This window comes from Actinokineospora terrae, assembly GCF_900111175.1.
Taxonomy (GTDB): domain Bacteria; phylum Actinomycetota; class Actinomycetes; order Mycobacteriales; family Pseudonocardiaceae; genus Actinokineospora; species Actinokineospora terrae.
On record NZ_FOGI01000015.1, the window covers coordinates 23,786 to 41,190 of the forward strand.

Annotated in this window: 15 protein-coding genes and 1 riboswitch; of the genes, 12 read left to right on the top strand and 3 right to left on the bottom strand. The window is 71.3% G+C overall.

Annotated features, from left to right (window positions below):
- The first annotated feature begins 28 nt into the window (after window positions 1-28).
- The 4 genes from BMY07_RS28910 (at window position 29) to BMY07_RS28925 (ending at window position 2,868) form a co-directional block, all read left to right on the top strand.
- Window positions 29-778 carry an SDR family NAD(P)-dependent oxidoreductase gene (locus BMY07_RS28910; protein ID WP_092785654.1) on the top strand — a complete coding sequence of 250 codons (750 nt, stop codon included), beginning with the start codon at window positions 29-31 and terminating at the stop codon, window positions 776-778.
- Window positions 775-1,515, top strand: a complete 741-nt coding sequence (locus BMY07_RS28915) for an SDR family NAD(P)-dependent oxidoreductase (RefSeq protein ID WP_092785656.1) — start codon at window positions 775-777, stop codon at window positions 1,513-1,515. The genes BMY07_RS28910 and BMY07_RS28915 overlap by 4 nt, the downstream gene beginning before the upstream one ends.
- On the top strand, window positions 1,512-1,877 hold the full coding sequence (locus BMY07_RS28920; protein ID WP_092785658.1) for a Rid family hydrolase: 366 nt from the start codon (window positions 1,512-1,514) through the stop codon (window positions 1,875-1,877). The genes BMY07_RS28915 and BMY07_RS28920 overlap by 4 nt, the downstream gene beginning before the upstream one ends.
- A gap of 76 nt (window positions 1,878-1,953) precedes the next feature.
- Complete coding sequence (locus BMY07_RS28925) at window positions 1,954-2,868, top strand: LysR family transcriptional regulator (protein WP_092785660.1); 915 nt, start codon at window positions 1,954-1,956, stop codon at window positions 2,866-2,868.
- Between the two features lie 23 nt (window positions 2,869-2,891).
- On the opposite strand, the gene BMY07_RS28930 is transcribed toward BMY07_RS28925, so the two are convergent.
- From BMY07_RS28930 to BMY07_RS28940, 3 genes are all read right to left on the bottom strand, one after another.
- The gene (locus BMY07_RS28930) at window positions 2,892-3,815 is read right to left on the bottom strand and encodes a hypothetical protein (protein WP_143073688.1); all 924 of its coding nucleotides are present in this window, start codon (window positions 3,813-3,815) and stop codon (window positions 2,892-2,894) included.
- Window positions 3,816-3,954: 139 nt separating this feature from the next.
- Window positions 3,955-5,400 carry a DUF4389 domain-containing protein gene (locus tag BMY07_RS28935; protein WP_092785664.1) on the bottom strand — a complete coding sequence of 482 codons (1,446 nt, stop codon included), beginning with the start codon at window positions 5,398-5,400 and terminating at the stop codon, window positions 3,955-3,957.
- Window positions 5,401-5,496: 96 nt separating this feature from the next.
- On the bottom strand, window positions 5,497-5,862 hold the full coding sequence (locus tag BMY07_RS28940; protein ID WP_092785666.1) for a hypothetical protein: 366 nt from the start codon (window positions 5,860-5,862) through the stop codon (window positions 5,497-5,499).
- Between the two features lie 249 nt (window positions 5,863-6,111).
- Here BMY07_RS28940 and BMY07_RS34630 point away from each other — a divergent pair, with 249 nt between their 5' ends.
- From BMY07_RS34630 to BMY07_RS28975, 8 genes are all read left to right on the top strand, one after another.
- Window positions 6,112-6,255 carry a hypothetical protein gene (locus BMY07_RS34630; RefSeq protein ID WP_177215862.1) on the top strand — a complete coding sequence of 48 codons (144 nt, stop codon included), beginning with the start codon at window positions 6,112-6,114 and terminating at the stop codon, window positions 6,253-6,255.
- A gap of 103 nt (window positions 6,256-6,358) precedes the next feature.
- A riboswitch (cobalamin riboswitch) is annotated at window positions 6,359-6,569 on the top strand.
- A gap of 106 nt (window positions 6,570-6,675) precedes the next feature.
- The gene (gene metE / locus BMY07_RS28945) at window positions 6,676-8,919 is read left to right on the top strand and encodes a 5-methyltetrahydropteroyltriglutamate--homocysteine S-methyltransferase (protein ID WP_092785668.1); all 2,244 of its coding nucleotides are present in this window, start codon (window positions 6,676-6,678) and stop codon (window positions 8,917-8,919) included.
- A 367-nt stretch (window positions 8,920-9,286) separates the two neighbouring features.
- Window positions 9,287-11,983: a hypothetical protein gene (locus BMY07_RS34635; RefSeq protein ID WP_177215863.1), complete on the top strand. Its 2,697-nt coding sequence runs from the start codon at window positions 9,287-9,289 to the stop codon at window positions 11,981-11,983.
- Entirely contained in the window at window positions 11,980-12,840 is an 861-nt protein-coding gene (locus tag BMY07_RS28955; RefSeq protein ID WP_245782723.1) for a hypothetical protein, read from the top strand. The genes BMY07_RS34635 and BMY07_RS28955 overlap by 4 nt, the downstream gene beginning before the upstream one ends.
- Window positions 12,837-13,784 (top strand): ABC transporter substrate-binding protein, encoded by a 948-nt coding sequence (locus tag BMY07_RS28960; protein ID WP_092785670.1) that lies wholly within the window; start codon window positions 12,837-12,839, stop codon window positions 13,782-13,784. The genes BMY07_RS28955 and BMY07_RS28960 overlap by 4 nt, the downstream gene beginning before the upstream one ends.
- Window positions 13,784-14,890 carry an energy-coupling factor transporter transmembrane component T gene (locus BMY07_RS28965; RefSeq protein ID WP_092785672.1) on the top strand — a complete coding sequence of 369 codons (1,107 nt, stop codon included), beginning with the start codon at window positions 13,784-13,786 and terminating at the stop codon, window positions 14,888-14,890. The genes BMY07_RS28960 and BMY07_RS28965 overlap by 1 nt, the downstream gene beginning before the upstream one ends.
- Window positions 14,887-16,491, top strand: coding sequence for an ABC transporter ATP-binding protein (locus BMY07_RS28970; RefSeq protein WP_092785674.1), 1,605 nt, complete (start codon window positions 14,887-14,889; stop codon window positions 16,489-16,491). Before BMY07_RS28965 ends, BMY07_RS28970 begins: the two co-directional genes overlap by 4 nt.
- Window positions 16,488-17,378, top strand: coding sequence for an ECF transporter S component family protein (locus BMY07_RS28975; RefSeq protein ID WP_092785676.1), 891 nt, complete (start codon window positions 16,488-16,490; stop codon window positions 17,376-17,378). Before BMY07_RS28970 ends, BMY07_RS28975 begins: the two co-directional genes overlap by 4 nt.
- Window positions 17,379-17,405: the final 27 nt, after the last annotated feature.

The following is a 17,405-nucleotide window of genomic DNA, read 5'->3' on the forward strand; positions in this document are numbered from 1 at the left end:
CCCCGAGTCCGAACAGGAGCACCACCACATGATCGACCCCACCGGCAGGCTCGCGATCGTCGCGGGCGACGCCGAGGACATCGGCTACGCGGTCACCCGCGAACTCGCCGCCGCGGGCATGGTCGTCGCCGTGCTCGACGACAAGGCCGACGCGGTGACCGCGCTGGCCGAGCAGCTGCGCGAGCAGGGTGCCCAGGTGCACGCCTTCGTCACCGACTTCACCTCGGCGACCGCGCTGTCGGCCACCGCCGAGCAGGTGCTGGCCCGCTTCGGCGCGCCGCGGCTGCTCGTGCACAACTCCGCCGTCTTCCGCATGGTGTCCGTGCTCGACCTGGACTTCGCCGACTTCCGCGCCGAGTGCGACAGCATCCTGCAGAGCGCGTTCGTGCTCTCGAAGGCGGTGTGGCCCGCGATGGTCGAGGCCCGCGACGGCAGCATCGTCTACGTCTCCTCCGGCTCGGCCACGCTGGGCTTCGCCGACGAGGCCGCCTACGTGGCGGGCAAGCACGGGCAGGAGGGCCTGATGAAGGTGCTCGCCCTGGAGGGCAAGGAGTTCGGCATCGCGGTCAACTCGATCGGCACCGGCGCGCCGATCGACGGCCCGCTCGCCTACACCTACTCCGACGCCCTGCGCGCGGCCATGGTCCCGCCGTCCGCGCTCGCCCCGGCGTTCGCGTTCCTGGCCCGGATCGACGCCGACTTCGCCACCGGCCAGCGGTTCAACGCCTACCAGGTCTCCGAGGCCATCCGAGTCGCCAGGGAAGGTGTCCCCGCATGATCGACATCAATGGGCAGGTGGCCTTCCTGACCGGCGCCGCCGAGGGGCTGGGCCGGGAGATCGCCCGCGAGCTCGTCGCGGGCGGCATGCGGGTCGCGCTGCTCGACGTGCAGGCCGACAAGCTCCACAGGCTGGCCGACGGGCTGCGCGGCGGCGGTGCCGACGTGTTCCCGGTCGTGGTGGACCTCGCCGACGCCGAGGCCACCCGGGTGGCCACCGAGCAGGCGCTGGCGCACTACGGCACCCCGCGCGTGCTGATCCACAACGCCGCCGTGCTGCGCGAGGTGTCCATGCTGGACGTCACCTTCGACGACTGGCGGCGCGAGGTCGACATCATCCTGCAAGCCGCGTTCGTGCTCACCAAGACCGTGTGGTCGGGCATGGTCGAGGCCAGGAGCGGCAGCGTCGTGTTCCTGTCCTCCGGCTCGGCGCTGTTCGGGTTCGTCAAGGAGACCGCGTACACCCCGGGCAAGCACGCTCAGGAAGGCCTGATGAAGGTGCTCGCGATCGAGGGCAAGGAGCACGGCATCGCGGTCAACACGATGTCGACCGGGCGCCCCATCGACACGCCCATGTCGGACTCGCACTACACCGACGAGATGCGGATCGGCATCGTGCCGCCCGACCGGCTCGCCCCCGCCTTCGCCTTCCTGGCAGGCATCGACGCGGACTTCGCGACCGGGCAGCGGTTCAACGCCTACCAGGTCTCCGAGGCCATCCGGGCGGCCAGGGGATGATCTCCACCGACCGCGCACCCGCGCCCGCGGGCCACTACGCGCAAGCCGTCCGGGCGGGCGGGTTCGTCTACGTCGCGGGTCAGGTCCCGCGCGCACCGGACGGCTCGTACATCCCGGGCGACATCACCACCGAGACCGATCTGGTGCTGCGCAACCTGGCCGCGGTCGCCGGGGCCGCGGGCGGTGGCCTCGCCGACGTGGTCAAGGTGACCGCGTACCTGACCAGGGTTGAGGACTTCGCCGAGTTCGACGCCGAGTACGCCAGGCACTTCGGCTCGACCAGGCCCGCGCGCACCACCGTGGTCGCGGGGTTGCGGTCGGTGCGGGTCGAGGTGGACGCGGTGCTGTACCTGCCGGGGTGATCGTCGGTCCACTGTGTCCCGTGCCGGGTGTGCCACCATGGCTGGACCGGCCGGGGCGAGACGGGGTGATGCGGGCGTGCTGACGGTGAGCCTGGCGGGGTTGCGCGCGATCGAGGCCCTGGCCACCCACGGGTCGATGACGGCGGCCGCCAGCGCGCTCGGCTACACCCCGTCGGCCATCTCCCAGCAGATCGCCCGGCTCGGCCGCGACGTGCACCAGCCCCTGGTCGAGCAGCAGGGCGGGCGCACGACGCTGACCGTGGCCGGGCGCATCCTGGCCGAGTCGGCCAGCCGGATCGTGATCGAGCTGGAGAGCATGAGCGCCGAGTTGCAGGCGCAGACCGAGACGGTCACCGGCACGCTGCGCATCGCCGCGTTCCCCACCGCGGCCCGCGGCGTGATCCCGGCGGCGATGCGCGAGCTGTGCCTGGCCTGGCCCGAGCTGGAACCCCGGCTGATCGAGGCCGACTCGCACCGCGCGGTCGAACTCGTCGCCAGGGGCACCGTCGACCTCGGCGTCGCGCACGACTGGCTGGCGATCCCGCTCGCGCTGCCCGACGGCCTGCAGGCCAGGCACCTGGGCAACGACTTCTCCGACGTGCTCGCCCACCACACCCACCCGCTGGCCGACCGCGCCTCGGTCGAACTCGACGAGCTGGCCGACGAGTCCTGGCTCTACGAACCCGGCTCGGTCGCGCACGACTTCCTGCTCAACACCTACCGCCGCTCGCCCCACCCGGACCGGTTCACCCACATCGTCAGCGAGTACGCCAGCCAGATCGAGATGGTGGGCGCCGGTCTCGGCCTGGCCCTGGTACCGCGGATGGGCCGCGGCACCCTGCCCCCCACGGTCCGCGCCCTCACCGTCAAAGCCCCACCCCTGCGCCGCATCTACGGCGTCTGGCGCACCCCCACCGGCCGCCGCCCGGCGCTCTCCGCCGCCCTCGGCGTCCTGGAAGCGACCTGCGCCAGGCTTGAACAGGGGCGGTGAGCCCGCGGATCGCCCCGGCGGGATCAAGGGCCGCGGCGCGCGGTGAACCGGCGTGCTTCAGCACGCACCTTGGCCACCGCCGCCCGTCGCAGGTCGCGATCCCGCCTCCGGAGCGCCCCGTTCGGAACTGCCGTCGGGCGACGGTCCACGTGCCGCAGGTACAGGGCGAGCGGAACCGCGATCAGCGCCGCGGCGACGGCGAACACCGGTGTCATCGCCGCCGACGCGATGGGTGACGTGGGGTCGGCGTGCGCGCCGAACCACTGGTCGACGGCGATGCTGAGGCATTCCAGCACGTACATCGCCAGCATCGACCCGGTGACCAGCGTGCCCCACGGCCCGCGGCGCAGCGCGACGACGGCGGCGGTCGCGGCGAGCGGCAGCCAGACCGCCAGGTCCTGGACGTAGACCGGGTTGGTCAGCAGGTCCGTGCCGTCGAGCAGGGACCGCGGGGTGGGGCCGAGGACGGCGGGCACGATCCGGCCGAGCCAGGCGGCGGAGTTGACGGCAACGAGCCCCAGCGTGAACCCGGCCACCCACCTGATCGGCAGGGTCGGTGCCACGCGAGTGGCGAAAGCGCGCAGGTCTGTTGCCCGCAGCAGGGTTGCGATGCTCCACAGGGACAGCCCGAGGAAGAGCAGGTACACCAGGAACAAGTTGTTGAGCGGGGTCGCGAAGCAGAGCAGCACCGCCTGGTACAGCAGGTACCCGAGAGTGCCAAGCCAGACCACGAACGCCCGGGTCGACCCCTTGGCCGTGAGCGACATCGCGGCGATCAGGGCAGGCAGGCCGAAGGACAGCACTGCCAGCGCGGTGCCATGCAGGTTCCCGTTCCCGGCGGGGTTACCGCCCAGCACGTCCGGGTACGAGACGCTAAGCCCCGCTGCGGCCGTCGCGGCGAGAGCCAGGACGCCCGACAGCACGTACGGAGCACGTCCGCCCCGCAAGGCGGGGGGAGCGTGTCCGGCTGTCTGAATCGCGTCGTGCACTGCCAGTGCCATCTCTGCTCCGGTGCTTGTCTGTCTCATGAGAACCATTCGCCCTCCGGTGGCGGGGCACCCCGGGAATCGGATGCCCCGCGCGGGGTCAGCCGACGGTGACCGGGGGAGTGGGGGCGGTGGTGGTAGGCGGCTTCGCCCGGCGGACCGCGAGGACGGTCATCGTGGTCCCGCCCGTCAGCACCACGACCCCGGCCACCAGCAGGCCGAGGGAGAGCCACGGCAACGCGGGCAGGGTCGCGGACGCTGTCGCCTGCACAGCCACCCCGGCGGAGGCGTCGGCGTTCATCACGACGACCGTCCACTGGCCCGCCTCGGGCGTCCAGGTGAGCCGCTGGGCACCAGGGCCCTCGGTGGCGGCGATCCAGAACGCCTCGGCGCCGGGTCCGGTGGCAGGCTCGCCACCGGGGATCTCCGCGGTGGCGGCGGACCCGGAGCCGAACGAGGTCACCCTGGTGTGGGCGACGCCGGACAGGTAGCGCTCGACGTCAGCGGTCGGGCCGACGCCGAGGAAGACCGCTTGCCCACCGCTCGCCGTGATCCGGGTCTTGCCCACGGCGTCGGCCACGCCGACCCAGTCGACGTCGTCGGACAGCGAGATGGTGCTCGAGGTGAGCGCGTGGCCCGCGCCGTCGACGGTCGCGGTCGGCGAGGTGAGGAAACCGTCGGCGTCACGTTGGGTGCGATCGGCCCAGAGCGCGCCCGCGCCGCCGGTGAGCAGGCCCATCGAGGTGAGCACCAGGACCGCCCCGGCGATGACCGCGACGATCCGGCCCGCGGTCCACCGGTGCGGTGCCCGCGTGAGTGGCACCGCGGCGTCCTGGGTCGCGGCGGCCTGGTCGGTGCCCGGCTCGGTCGCGCCGGTGTCGAGGCGGAACGGCGGGTACTCGTCGGTCATCAGGGTCGCGTAGGCCACGACGCGCAGCACCCACCGGTCCAGGCCCACGACCAGGCCGTGCAGCGATCTCGGGTAGGAGCCGGTGAACAGCAGGACCACCCCGGCGACCAGCACGAGCACGCCGACCAGTCCACCCTCGGCCCAGCCGAACCCGCCGTCGTCGTCGCCGAGCGCGCCCCAGGTGCCCCCGCCGACGAGCAGGCCGACCACCAGGTAGTGCGGGAGCGCCAGCAGCCACCACTTCACCAGCACCAGCCCGCGCGAGAGCCTGGGCGGGTAGTCGATCTCCAGTCGGGCCGGGTAGTCCGGCACGTCGGCGAGGGTGAACGGCGGGTACCGGTCGGTGCCCAGCGCGCCGTAGCCGTAGTAGTGGACCCGCCAGCTCCAGCGCAGCACGCCTGCGGTGAAGTCGAAGACCCCGCGCGGATACCGGCCGGTGACCACAATCGCGAAGAACGCGTAGACGGTGAGGACGGCGAATCCCACCCACAGCAGGGCGAGGACGATCAGGTGCGGCAGCAGCAGGAGCCACTTCACCAGCCACAGGCCGCGAGACGGCGGGTCGAGCACGCCGATGACCCGCACCGCCGCGGGTCGTTCGACCAGGTGTTGCGCGCGATCCGGTGTGTCCTGCATGGTCTCAGACTCCTCTCGCCCGCCCGCGGGCACGACAGCCGAAGGTCCCGGTGGACCGGGACCACTCGGCGGCGTCGGACCGGGGTCGTGCGGTGGTCACGGGTTCGTCCGGTGCGGCTCGCGGTGCGGGGAAGCCGGGCGAGCGCCGGACTGGATGTCCTTTGTGGATGATCTGGCGGCGCGGGCGCGGCTGAGCCACTTGTCGAGCTCGACCACTGCCCAGCAGGCGGTGGCGATCGCGGTGGTCATGTTGATCCACAGCATCTGCACCGGGAGGATCAGCAGCACCGCGCCCGCCAGCGTCGCGGCGATCGAGGCGAAGTCATCGTCGGCGAGGACCATGTCGGCGGCCTGCTGGGCGACCTCCGTGCCACCCCGGCCCACCGCGATGCCGATGTCGGGGTACACCTCGCTGTAGGTGCCCTCCGGGTATGCGTTGGCCACCAGACCGAGCCCGGTCACGTACAGGACGTCGAGGTCACGAGCGCGGATGAGCCGGTCGACTCGCGACCGGTGGTGAGAACGCCGAGGACGGCGCCCGCTTGACCGCGGTCGCACGAGTTGCTCTCGGCACAACAGACCCTACGCTTCCACGAGCCGCTTGCTGTGACGAACCTCGGCGGCTTGCGGTCGGGATGCCTGCGCGGCCGGTGGTTGACCGCCGGGTTGGCCGGGTACGTCCGGTAGGGAGAAGAACCGAGGGAGATGCCGATGGCAGGCCTGTTGAACCGCATCAAGTCGTTCCTGCGCAGCCCGCGTGGTCAGCAGTTGACGACCAAGGCGCGCGATCTCGCCAGGGACCCGCGCAACCGCGATCGGGCCCGTCAGGCCGCGCGGAGGCTGCGCAGGCGCTGACCCGCACACCATCGCTGCCCCGGGGCCGAAACCCCCGGGGCAGCGGCACGTCCGGGCGTGGGATGGCGCGTTCGGGCGGTGCGGGTGGGGTGAGTGGTCGGCTAGGGTCGGGGGTGCCGATGGTTCGCCGGGTGCGCGGGAGCGCGTTCGGCGAGGCAACAGGGAACCCGGTGGGAATCCGGGACTGCCCCGCAGCGGTGAGTGGGAACGACCGCCGTCAGATGAGCACTGGGCGCGAGCCTGGGAAGCGACGGCCAGTAGGCGTGAGAGTGGTGCCCACGAGTCCGAAGACCTGCCCTCGGTGCGCGCGTCGCAGTGGCGCGCGTTGGTCTGGGGCCTCTCGGGTGGGCCGCCGCCGCGGTGATCGATGGTGGTCCTCCCGTGCCCTGGGCTGTTCGCCGAGCTCACGAGGAGAGAGCTGTGAACGTTCCCATCGGGTCGACCGTGCTGGGGTACCCGCGCATCGGTGGCAGGCGTGAACTCAAGCGGGCGGTGGAGCGGTACTGGTCCGGCCGCCTGGACGAGGCGGGTCTGTACGACGTGGCCGCCGGGCTCCGCGCGCAGGCGTGGCGGGAGTTGTCGGGGCTCGACAGCGTGCCGAGCAACACGTTCTCCTACTACGACCAGGTCCTCGACATCGCCGTCCTGTTCGACGTGATCCCCGCGCGGCACCGTGACCTGGGCCTGAACGCGCTGGACACCTACTTCGCGATGGCGCGCGGCACCGACGAGGTGACGCCGCTGGAGATGACGAAGTGGTTCGACACGAACTACCACTACCTGGTGCCCGAGGTCGGCCCCGAGACCCGGTTCGCGCTGACCGGGGACAAGCCGGTGGCCGAGTACCGCGAGGCGGCGTCGCTGGGCATCAAGACCCGGCCGGTGCTGGTGGGCCCGGTGACCTTCCTGCTGCTCGCCAAGCCGTCCGCCGACGCGCCGGCGGGTTTCGCGCCGCTGAGCCTGCTCGACGGGCTGGTCGAGCAGTACGCCGAGCTGCTGGAGACGCTGCGCGCCGCCGGTGTGGAGTGGGTGCAGCTCGACGAGCCCGCGTTCGTCGCCGACCGCACCCCCGACGAGCTGGCGGCCCTGCAGGACGCCTACTACCGGCTGGCGAACCTGTCCGACCGGCCGAACATCCTGGTCGCGGGCTACTTCGGCGACTGGGGCGAGGCACTGCCCGTGCTGGCCGAGAGCTCGGTCGAGGCCGTCTCGCTGGACCTGGTGGCCGCCCCTGAGGCGATCGAGCGGGTCGCCCTGCTGCGCGACAAGATCGTCGTCGCCGGTCTGGTCGAGGGCCGCAACGTGTGGCGGACCGACCTGCACCGCGCCGCCGAGCTGGGTGCCCGGATCACCGACACCGGTGCCGCGCTGGCCGTGTCCACCTCGTGCTCGCTGCTGCACGTCCCGCTCGACCTCGACGTCGAGACCGACCTGGCGCCCGAGGTCCGCTCGCGGCTGGCGTTCGCCAAGCAGAAGGTCGACGAGGTGGTCCGACTCGGCCGCGTCCTGCTCGGCGGGGAGTCCGCCGACCTGCTCAGCGGCACCGCCGCGGGCACGGCGCCGCGCGACGAGGCCGTCCGGGCGCGGCTGGCCGAGGTCACCCCGGAGCACCGGACCCGCGTGCCCTACCCCGACCGGGCCGACGCCCAGGAGTCCCGGCTGCGCCTGCCCGCCCTGGCCACCACGACCATCGGGTCGTTCCCCCAGACCGGCGCGGTGCGGCAGGCGCGGGCCGACCTGCGCACCGGCGCGATCGACGAGGCGGGCTACGAGCAGCGGATGCGCGAGGAGGTCGAGCGGGTCATCCGGTTGCAGGAGGAGATCGGCCTCGACGTGCTCGTGCACGGCGAACCCGAGCGCAACGACATGGTGCAGTACTTCGCCGAGCGGCTCGACGGGTTCGCCCACACCGAGCTGGGCTGGGTGCAGTCCTACGGCTCCCGCTGCGTCCGGCCGCCGATCCTGCACAGCGACCTCTCGCGCCCCGCGCCGATGACCGTCCGCTGGGCCGAGCACGCGCAGTCGCTGACCCCGAAGCCGGTCAAGGGCATGCTCACCGGCCCGGTGACCATCCTCGCCTGGTCCTTCGTGCGCACCGACCAGCCGCTGGCCGACACCGCCGACCAGGTCGCGCTCGCGCTGCGCGACGAGGTAGCCGACCTGGAGGCCGCGGGCATCGGGATCATCCAGGTCGACGAGCCCGCGCTGCGCGAGACGCTGCCGCTGCGCGAGCGCGACCGCAAGGCGTACCTGGACTGGGCGGTCGGCGCGTTCCGGCTCGCCACCGGCGGCGCGGCGCCGTGGACCCAGGTGCACACGCACCTGTGCTACTCGGAGTTCGGCGACGTGATCCACGCCATCGACGGCCTCGACGCGGACGTCACCACCATCGAGGCCGCCCGGTCCCGGATGGAGATCCTCGCCGACCTCGCCGCCATCGGCTACGCGCGCGGGGTCGGACCGGGCGTGTACGACATCCACTCACCGCGGGTGCCCGGTACCGACGAGGTCGCCGGTCTGCTGACCGAGGCCACGAAGGCGGTGCCGGTCACCAGGTTGTGGGCCAACCCGGACTGCGGGCTCAAGACCCGCGGCTACGCGGAGGTCGAGCCCGCGTTGCGCAATCTCGTCTCGGCCGCTATTCGCGTGCGCGGACAGGTCTGACGCCTCGTCGGGGCGGGGTGCACGCGGCCCCGCTCCGACGGGCCCGGATTGCCGAAGAACTTTCGCAGCCGTGCCAACGGTTGTGCGCACGTCACACCGGTGCGGAGACCATTTGGTGGTGTGGAGCCGCGTGATCCGGGTGTTACGCTGCCCGCGCCCGGATCCATTCGGGCTGTCACAACCGAATAGTCGTTGCCCGTGACGGGGAAGCCGGTCGGAATCCGGCACTGTCGCGCAACCGTGGGCCACACCAGTGGCGAGTCGGACCACCGCGCGGGCAACCAGCAGTCGAACCGCTGTCGCGAGAGCAGAGGTGACATCGGGCGCTGTCGCGTCGGTTTCCCTCCGTGCTCGTCAAGGAGGATGGATGACCGGGGCGTTGAGCAAGGGCCTCCGTCGAGTTGCCGCCGTCGTGGCTGTCGCCGCGCTGGTCACCGCCGGTGTGGCCACCGTCGCCGCGGCCGATGCCGACCGGACCGCCGCGAAGTCCAACTCCCACTGGCTGGCCCGGCAACTCGCCGCGGACGGCACGATCGAGAACCCGCTCGGCGGCAGCCTCCCCGACCACGGCCTGATGATCGACATCCTGCTGGCCGGGTACGCCTCGGGCAACGGTGACCTCGTCGAGCCGATCGTCACCTACCTCGACGACCAGAAGTTCGCCAACGACTACTTCACCTGGGACGGTCTGCTGCCCGACATGGGCTACGACGCGATCATCCGGGGTGGACAGACAGCCAAGACCCTGGTCGCCGCCGAGGTTTCCGGGCGCAACCCGCGCGACTTCGGCGGCTACGACCTGGTGGCCGAGACGAAGGCGTCGATCGCGCTCTCCGGGCCGCACAAGGGCCGGATCAGCGACTACTCCAAGAACCCCGAGTGGTCCGAGATGGTCAGCAACGAGGCCAACATGTTCGGCCAGTCCCTCGGGGTCATCGGGTTGGCGGGCGTGGGGGAGAACAACCAGCTCGCCATCGACCGACTGCTCACGCAGCAGTGCTCCGACGGCTACTTCCGCATCTTCTTCGGCGTGATCCCGACGACGCAGACCCCGGCGGAGGACGAGGACGTGCTGCCCAACGGCTACAAGTTCTCGACCTGCGACGAGGGCAAGCCGTTCGACCAGTCCTCACCGGACGGTGACACCACCGGCCTCGCGCTGTCCGCCCTGCTCGCTGCCCGGCACGCGGGCGCTCCCGACCTCGACCAACCCATCGCCCGCACCGTCGCCTGGCTCAAGCGGAACCAGGCGAGCAGCGGCGGCTGGGGTGGCGGGGTCGGCACCGAGACGCCGAACTCCAACAGCACCGGGCTCATCGCCCAAGCCCTCGCCGACGCGGGCGGGGCGGACGCCGAGGTCGCACGGGGCGTGCGGTTCCTGAAGTCCGCGCAGGTCACGGCCGCCGACAAGGACACGCCCATCGGAGGCGAACTCGGTGGCATCGCCTACACGCCCGAGGGGTACGACAGCGCACGGCGCAACGGGATCGGCGGCGACTTACCCACCTGGATCCGGGCCAGCGCGCAGGCGTCTCTAGGGCTCTCCCAGGTCGGCTTCTACGACCTCACCAAGGGCAAGATCCCCGACGGGGGCGAGGAACCCACGCCCACCACGACGACGCCAGCGCCGACCACCACGCCTGCTCCGACGACCACGACCGGCGTGTCCACCACCGAGCAGACGACACCCACCACCGTGGCGGCTGAGACGAGGACGGAGACCGTCACGCGGCCCCCTCGGACCAAGACCCCGCGCCCGGTCAGCCCACGCGCGGGCGCCCAAGCCCCACCGCCCGGTGCCGCACCGGTGACCGATGTCATCCCGGTGATCCCGCCGCCTGCGGGAACCCCGGTCAGCACACCTGCGGACAAGCTCGCGGCGTTCCTGGCGGGCAGGCTCGTCGACGGCGACCACATCGAGGTCAGCCAGGACGGTAAGTCCTTTGTGGACTATGACGCCACGGCAGACCTCGTGTTCGGGTTGCGTGCACTGGGCGGACAGGATGACGTGGTCCAGCAGGCGACGCTGTTCCTGCTGAACGCGGATTCGGTCAGGGCGTACGCACATGGGGCGCCCTACGAGAAGGCGGACGCCGCCTACGCCGAACCGTTGGCGAAGCTCCAGCTGCTCGGCCGCTTCTTGAAGGCAGACGGCGGAGCACCTGCCGACATCGACAAGACCGTCAGCGACCTGGCGATCAGCCTCAACGGCTTGCGTGAACCGGACGGCACCTATGTGGACACCGGTGAGCAAGCCGACACCTCGCAGTCGACCGAACGGCACGTGTGGGTCACCCTGGCCGCCATCGCCGACAACGACGGCACCGCCGCGCTCGGGGCGCTGCTCGGCCGCCAGTGCCGGGACGGCACGTTCCCGGTCGATCTGAGCATCCAGGGCTGCGGATCCGGTGACCTCGCCGCGACCGCGAAGGCCGTTGTCGCCCTCAACGCCGGTCTGCCCAAGGCGGCAACGGAAAGCACAGAGTCGACCACCAGCATTGAGCCGACAACGAGCGAGCCGTCGTCGAGCAGTGCCGCCGCGAAGATGCCTGCCATCCCCACCGGCTGGACGACCAAGCGCCTCGACGGGCTCGTCGCCGCAGCCGGCGCCCTCAACGCCAAGATCACCCCGGAGGGCGTCGTCCTGGACGGCAACGCGGGCACGGACACCGTGCTGAGCGCGATCGTCGCGAGTGGACGGCACGCGACGGGCCTGGACGTCAAGTCGACGGCCGCCACCCTCGGCGGCCTCCTGCACCCCGACGGCGGCATGCCCAAGCAGCTCGACGGCGAGAGCGAGCTGGTCACCAGCATCGCGGTCGCCCAGGGCGTCGCCGGGACGTCGTGGGTCAGCGTCGACAACGCGCCGATCGCCCCCGTGCTGCGCCTGCCCGCGGTCGCACCGGTCAAACGGGACACCGCGGAACTCTCGCGGGCGGCAGGCGCGGCGAACGCGACCGCGGCGTGGGTGATCGGGATCGGTGCCCTGCTGCTCGTCGCCGCCATCGTCGGCTCTCGCCAGATCACCCGTCGGAACACGACCCGCAAGGCGGTTTCCCCATGAGAAGACTCCCCACCCTGGCCGTCGTGGTGGCGGCGATCGGCGTCGCCGTCCTCACGCCGACCTCGGCCTCGGCTATCGACCCCACCAAGGGGTACGCCGGGATCTGCACCGGCGCCGACGCGCTGAGCGGGGTCACGGTCGTCATCGACTTCAACGAGCTCGACGGCAACGGCGGCACCGCGGCGCCGACGATCACCCGCTGCTCGCCCAACGCGAGCCCCGGCACCCAGCGCACCGGCATCAAGGCGTTGCAGGACGCTGGAATCGCGGTGGCGGGCACCCTGCAATGGGGACTGGGCTTCGTGTGCCGGATCGAGGGTAGGCCGTCGTCGACCGAGACGATCCCGCGCGCCACCGCCCCGACCTACAAGGAGTCCTGCGCCATGACCCCGCCCGCCGAGGCGTACTGGGGCTACTGGCACGCCAACGGCGCGGGCAGCACCTGGACCTACAGCAGCTACGGCGCGCTCAACCGCAACGTGACCCCGGGCGGGTTCGAGGGTTGGTCGTTCTCGCTGAACAAGACCTCGACCACCAACCCGGCGCCGGGCGTGACCCCGACCAACCCGGCGGTCAGCGCGAGCAACCCCACGGTGAGCCTGTCCGTCGACGACCTGGACCGAAAGATCAACCTCGGCCAGAGCACCTCGCTGACCTGGACCTCCACCAACGCCACGAGCGTCACCGCGTTCTCCACCTCGCCCGGTTCCGGCGGCGGAACCTGGACCGGATCGCTCGCCAACCCCGGCGGCACCCAGTCGATCACGCCGACCGCCAAGGGCACCTACGTCTACACCGTCCAGGCGACCGGCACCGGCGGGTCGGTCTACTCCACCGCGACCCTGACGGTGCAATGACCCGCAGGCTCGCGAAGGCACTTTCGGCCGTGGCGGTCGCCGTTCTGGCGACCGCCACGCCCGCGTCCGCCATCGACCACAGCAAGGGCGCACCGGGCTTCTGCCACGGCGACACCGGCGTCACCGTCGTGGTGGACTTCCAGCAGCTCGGCGGCACCACCATCGTCCGCTGCTTGCCCGGGGCGACGGCGGGTACGGGTCTGGATGCGTTGAAGGGCGCGGGTTTCCAGGTCGCCGGGGTGCAGCGGTGGGGCGAGGCGTTCATCTGCCGGGTGGAGAACCGTCCGTCCGCTGTGGAGGTCGTACCGGTGAACGGTCGCGAGAAGTACCGCGAGCTGTGCCTCGACACCCCACCTGCGGGCGGCTATTGGTCCTATTGGCACGCGGGCAACAACTGCTCGTGGACCTACAGCCAGTGGGGCGTGAAGAACCGGCAGTTCATCCCCGGCGGGTTCGAGGGCTGGTCGTTCTCGCTCAACGCGACCGCCGACACCAACCCTGTCCCGCGCGTCGCACCTGTTCGCCCTGGTACGGAGGGGCGGCTGTGCAACGCGCTCGAGGAAGCCAAGCCGAACACCAACGACCCGAACGAGCGCCAGCAGCCGGCTCCGCCCGCGGGGGAGCGGCCCCGCGAGGAAAGCCCGACGACCACTCCCAAGCCTGCCCCAGGTACTCCGGGACAGGCTCCCGCTCCGACTGAGGCACCGGTGTCGAGTGATCGGGTGTTGCCGCCGCCCAAGCCGCGACCGTCGTCGGCCAAGCCGGATCCCGCGCAGAACGTCGCTTTCACCGGCGGCGAGGGCGCGGCGGACGTCAACCAGCTCATCAAGGACCAGTCCGGTTCCAGCGACTACGCGCCCTGGGTCGCAGCGGGTGCCGTGGTGCTGCTCGCGGGCGCGACGGTGTTCACCGCCAGGCGGCACCGACGCGCCAGGGAGAGCTAGTGGCTGGTGCCACCTACTTCCTGCCCCGCGACCTGCATCCCGGTGCGTGGTGGCTGTGGGCGCTCGGGCTGGCGGTCGGGGCCAGCCGCACCACGAACCCGTGGCTGCTGCTGACGATCCTGGCCGTCGCGTGCTACGTCGTGGTGGCGCGGCGAACGGATGCGCCGTGGGCCATGGCGTTCCGGATGTACCTGTACCTGGGCGCGTTGATCGTGACCTTCCGGGTGCTGTTCCGGATCATCTTCGGTGGCGCCGAGGGGTCGACGATCATCCTGCGGCTGCCGGAGATCCCGTTGCCCGCGTGGGCGGCGGGGATCCGGTTGCTCGGTGACGTCTCGGCGGAATCGGTGCTTGGGGGGCTCTACGACGGGCTCCGCCTGGCCACCATGGTGATCTGCCTAGGCGCGGCGAACGCGCTGGCGAACCCGAAGCGGCTGCTCAAGGCCATGCCGTCGGCGCTGTACGAGGTCGGCACGGCGGTGATCGTGGCGATGTCGGTGTTCCCGCAGTTGGCCGAGAGCGTGGTGCGGGTCCGGCAGGCGCGGAAGCTGCGCGGCGGTCATGGCGGCAAGCGGTTCCACGCGTTGCGGGCGGTGGTCATCCCGGTGCTGGCCGATGCCTTGGACCGGTCGCTGCGGCTGGCCGCGTCGATGGACTCCCGTGGGTACGGCCGGGCGGGGGTGGTGGCGGCGCGGACTCGACTGGTCACGGGGACGTTGATGATCGTGGGGCTCATCGGGGTGTGCGTCGGTGTCTATGCCACTTTGGACGGTTCGACGCCGCGTTACCTCGCCGCTCCGGTGTTGTTCAGCGGGGTTGTCGTCGCGCTGATCGGGTTTCGGACGGCGGGGGCGAGGGTGAAGCGCAGTCGGTACCGGCCGGAGCGGTGGCAGCTCGCGGAGGTCGTCGTCGCGGCCAGCGGTATCGGGGTCGCTGTGGCCATGTTCGCCACGTCGAGCGTCGACCCGACCAACTTGAACCCGTCGCTGGTGACGCTGTCGTGGCCGATGCTGTCCTGGTTGCCGTTGGGCGGCGTTTTGCTGGGGTTGGTGCCTGCTTTCCTGACGCCGCTTCCGCAGCCCGAACTGGAGAGGGTTCCCGCGTGATCGACCTGGACGGCGTCTCGTTCTGGTACCACGGCCAACCGGAGCCGGTGCTGTTCGACATCACCCTGTCGATCGGCGAGAGCGAGCTCGTCCTGCTGGCGGGGCAGACCGGGGCGGGCAAGTCGACCCTGCTGGGGACCATCAACGGGCTCGTCCCGCACTTCACCGGCGGCCACCTCGAAGGGTCGGTGTCGGTGGCGGGGGTGTCGACCCGGTCGGGGCCGCCACGCGAGTTCGCGCACCTCGTCGGCATGGTCGGCCAGGACCCGTTGGCCGGGTTCGTGACCGACACGGTCGAGGAGGAGTTGGCCTACGGCATGGAACAGCTGGGGGTCGCACCGCCGGTGATGCGTCGGCGGGTCGAGGAGACCCTTGACCTGCTTGGCATCGCCGAGCTTCGCAGGCGGGCGCTGCGGACGTTGTCGGGTGGTCAGCAGCAGCGGGTCGCGATCGGCTCGGTGCTCACCATGCACCCCAGGGTGCTCGTGCTGGACGAGCCGACATCGGCCTTGGACCCGACAGCAGCGGAGGACGTGCTGGCGACACTCGCACGGCTCGTGCACGACCTCGGTACGACGGTCGTGCTTGCCGAGCACCGAATGGAGCGGGTCATCCCGTTCGCCGACCGGATGCTCTACGTCCCCGGTGACGGGAGCGTGCGGGACGGTACGCCCGCTGAAGTGCTGCGGGAGACGCCGGTCGCTCCGCCGATCGTCGAACTGGGGAGGTTGGCGGGCTGGGATCCGCTGCCGATGACCGTGCGGGACGCGCGCAAGCAGGCCGGTCCGCTGCGGTCGCGCCTGCCTGAGAAACCTGATCACACCAGTGCGGTTGTCGGTGAGCCGTTGCTGAGCAGCTCCGGCGTTGTGGTCCGATATGGACAGACCGTGGCCGTGCGGGGCGTCGACCTCGATCTGCGCGCACGGGAGATCCTGGCCATCATGGGCCGCAACGGGTCGGGGAAGTCGTCGCTGCTGTGGGCGTTGCAGGGGTCTGGTCCCAGGCAGGGCGGCACGGTCCAGGTGGACGGCGCGGACCCGAAGGCGTTGCCGAGCGCTCGGGCTCGCAAGCTGGTCGGACTGGTACCCCAGACCGCGAGCGACTTGCTCTACCTGGAAACCGTCGCTGACGAGTGCGCGGCGGCCGATCTTGAGGCTGGTGCTGAACCGGGATCCTGTGAGGCGTTGCTGGCGCGGCTCGCTCCGGGGATCGCGGCTGATCGGCATCCCCGTGACCTGTCCGAGGGCCAGCGGTTGGCTTTGGTGCTGGCGGTGCAACTGTCGGCGGCGCCGCGGGTCATGCTGCTGGACGAACCGACGCGAGGTCTGGACTACACCGCGAAGGCCTCCCTCGCGCGGATCGTCACTTCTTTGGCCGCTGAGGGTCGCGCCGTCACCATCGCCACGCATGACGTCGAGTTCGTCGCCACCGTGGCTCAGCGCGTGATCGTGATGGCAGAAGGGGAGATCGTGTCCGATGGCCCGACAGCCGAGGTGCTCACCGGCTCGCCCGCCTTCGCCACCCAGGTCGCGAAGATCCTCGGCGGCGGCTGGTTGACGGTGTCCGAGGTCGCCGCCGCGTTGCCGCGGGTGCTCCGATGACCGCCGTGCGCGCGATCCGGCAGTGGGGGCGTTCCGACCAGGCGGTGCGGGTCGGGCCGCGGTCCGCGCTGGTGCTGGGGTTGGCCTCGCTCGCCGGGTTGATGATGTTCGTGTGGCCGCTGCTGGTGCGGGTCGAACCGCAGAGCATGCAGCACGGGCCGGACGCGCCGTACATCTTCATCGGCATCCTGCCGGTGCTGATCGTGGTCGTGCTGGCGGAGCTGTCCGAGGGCGGGATGGACTCCAAGGCGCTGGCCATGCTGGGTGTGCTGTCCGCGATCAACGCGGCATTGCGCCCGCTCGGCGCGGGGACGGCGGGCATCGAGACGGTGTTCTTCATGCTCGTGCTCTCCGGCCGCGTTTTCGGCGCCGGGTTCGGGTTCGTGCTGGGTTGTACGTCGTTGTTCGCCTCGGCGTTGCTGACCGCGGGGGTGGGGCCGTGGTTGCCGTTCCAGATGCTGTGCTCGGCGTGGATCGGGATGGGCGCGGGGTTGTTGCCGCGCAGGGTCACCGGCAAGGCCGAGATCGCGATGCTGGTCGGGTACGGGATCGTGGTGGCCTACGTGTTCGGCTTCCTGATGAACCTGTGGTTCTGGCCGTTCATCACCGGCGCCGAGGTGCCCTACCACGACGGCCACATCTCGTACGTGCCAGGCGATCCCGTGTGGGAGAACCTGCACCGGTTCGCGGTGTTCACCCTCCTGACCTCCACCGCGGGCTGGGACACCGGGCGGGCGATCACCAACACCATCGCGATCCTCGTCGTCGGCCCGGCGGTCCTGGCGACGTTGCGGCGGGCCGCGCGCAAGGCTTCTTACGGTGTGGCGCCGACTTTCGGCACGCCGTTCCTGCCGGAGGGTGAGCGACGCCACCGGATGGCCGATTGACCGTGGCGGTGGGACTGCGAGACTGAC

Bases quoted from the DNA above. Each gene is read 5' to 3' on its own strand.
- BMY07_RS28910 (WP_092785654.1), top strand. From the start codon at position 29: ATGATCGACCCCACCGGCAGGCTCGCGATCGTCGCGGGCGACGCCGAG.
- BMY07_RS28915 (WP_092785656.1), top strand. From the start codon at position 775: ATGATCGACATCAATGGGCAGGTGGCCTTCCTGACCGGCGCCGCCGAG.
- BMY07_RS28920 (WP_092785658.1), top strand. From the start codon at position 1,512: ATGATCTCCACCGACCGCGCACCCGCGCCCGCGGGCCACTACGCGCAA.
- BMY07_RS28935 (WP_092785664.1), bottom strand. From the start codon at position 5,400: ATGCAGGACACACCGGATCGCGCGCAACACCTGGTCGAACGACCCGCG.
- BMY07_RS34630 (WP_177215862.1), top strand. From the start codon at position 6,112: ATGGCAGGCCTGTTGAACCGCATCAAGTCGTTCCTGCGCAGCCCGCGT.
- BMY07_RS34635 (WP_177215863.1), top strand. From the start codon at position 9,287: ATGACCGGGGCGTTGAGCAAGGGCCTCCGTCGAGTTGCCGCCGTCGTG.
- BMY07_RS28955 (WP_245782723.1), top strand. From the start codon at position 11,980: ATGAGAAGACTCCCCACCCTGGCCGTCGTGGTGGCGGCGATCGGCGTC.
- BMY07_RS28960 (WP_092785670.1), top strand. From the start codon at position 12,837: ATGACCCGCAGGCTCGCGAAGGCACTTTCGGCCGTGGCGGTCGCCGTT.
- BMY07_RS28975 (WP_092785676.1), top strand. From the start codon at position 16,488: ATGACCGCCGTGCGCGCGATCCGGCAGTGGGGGCGTTCCGACCAGGCG.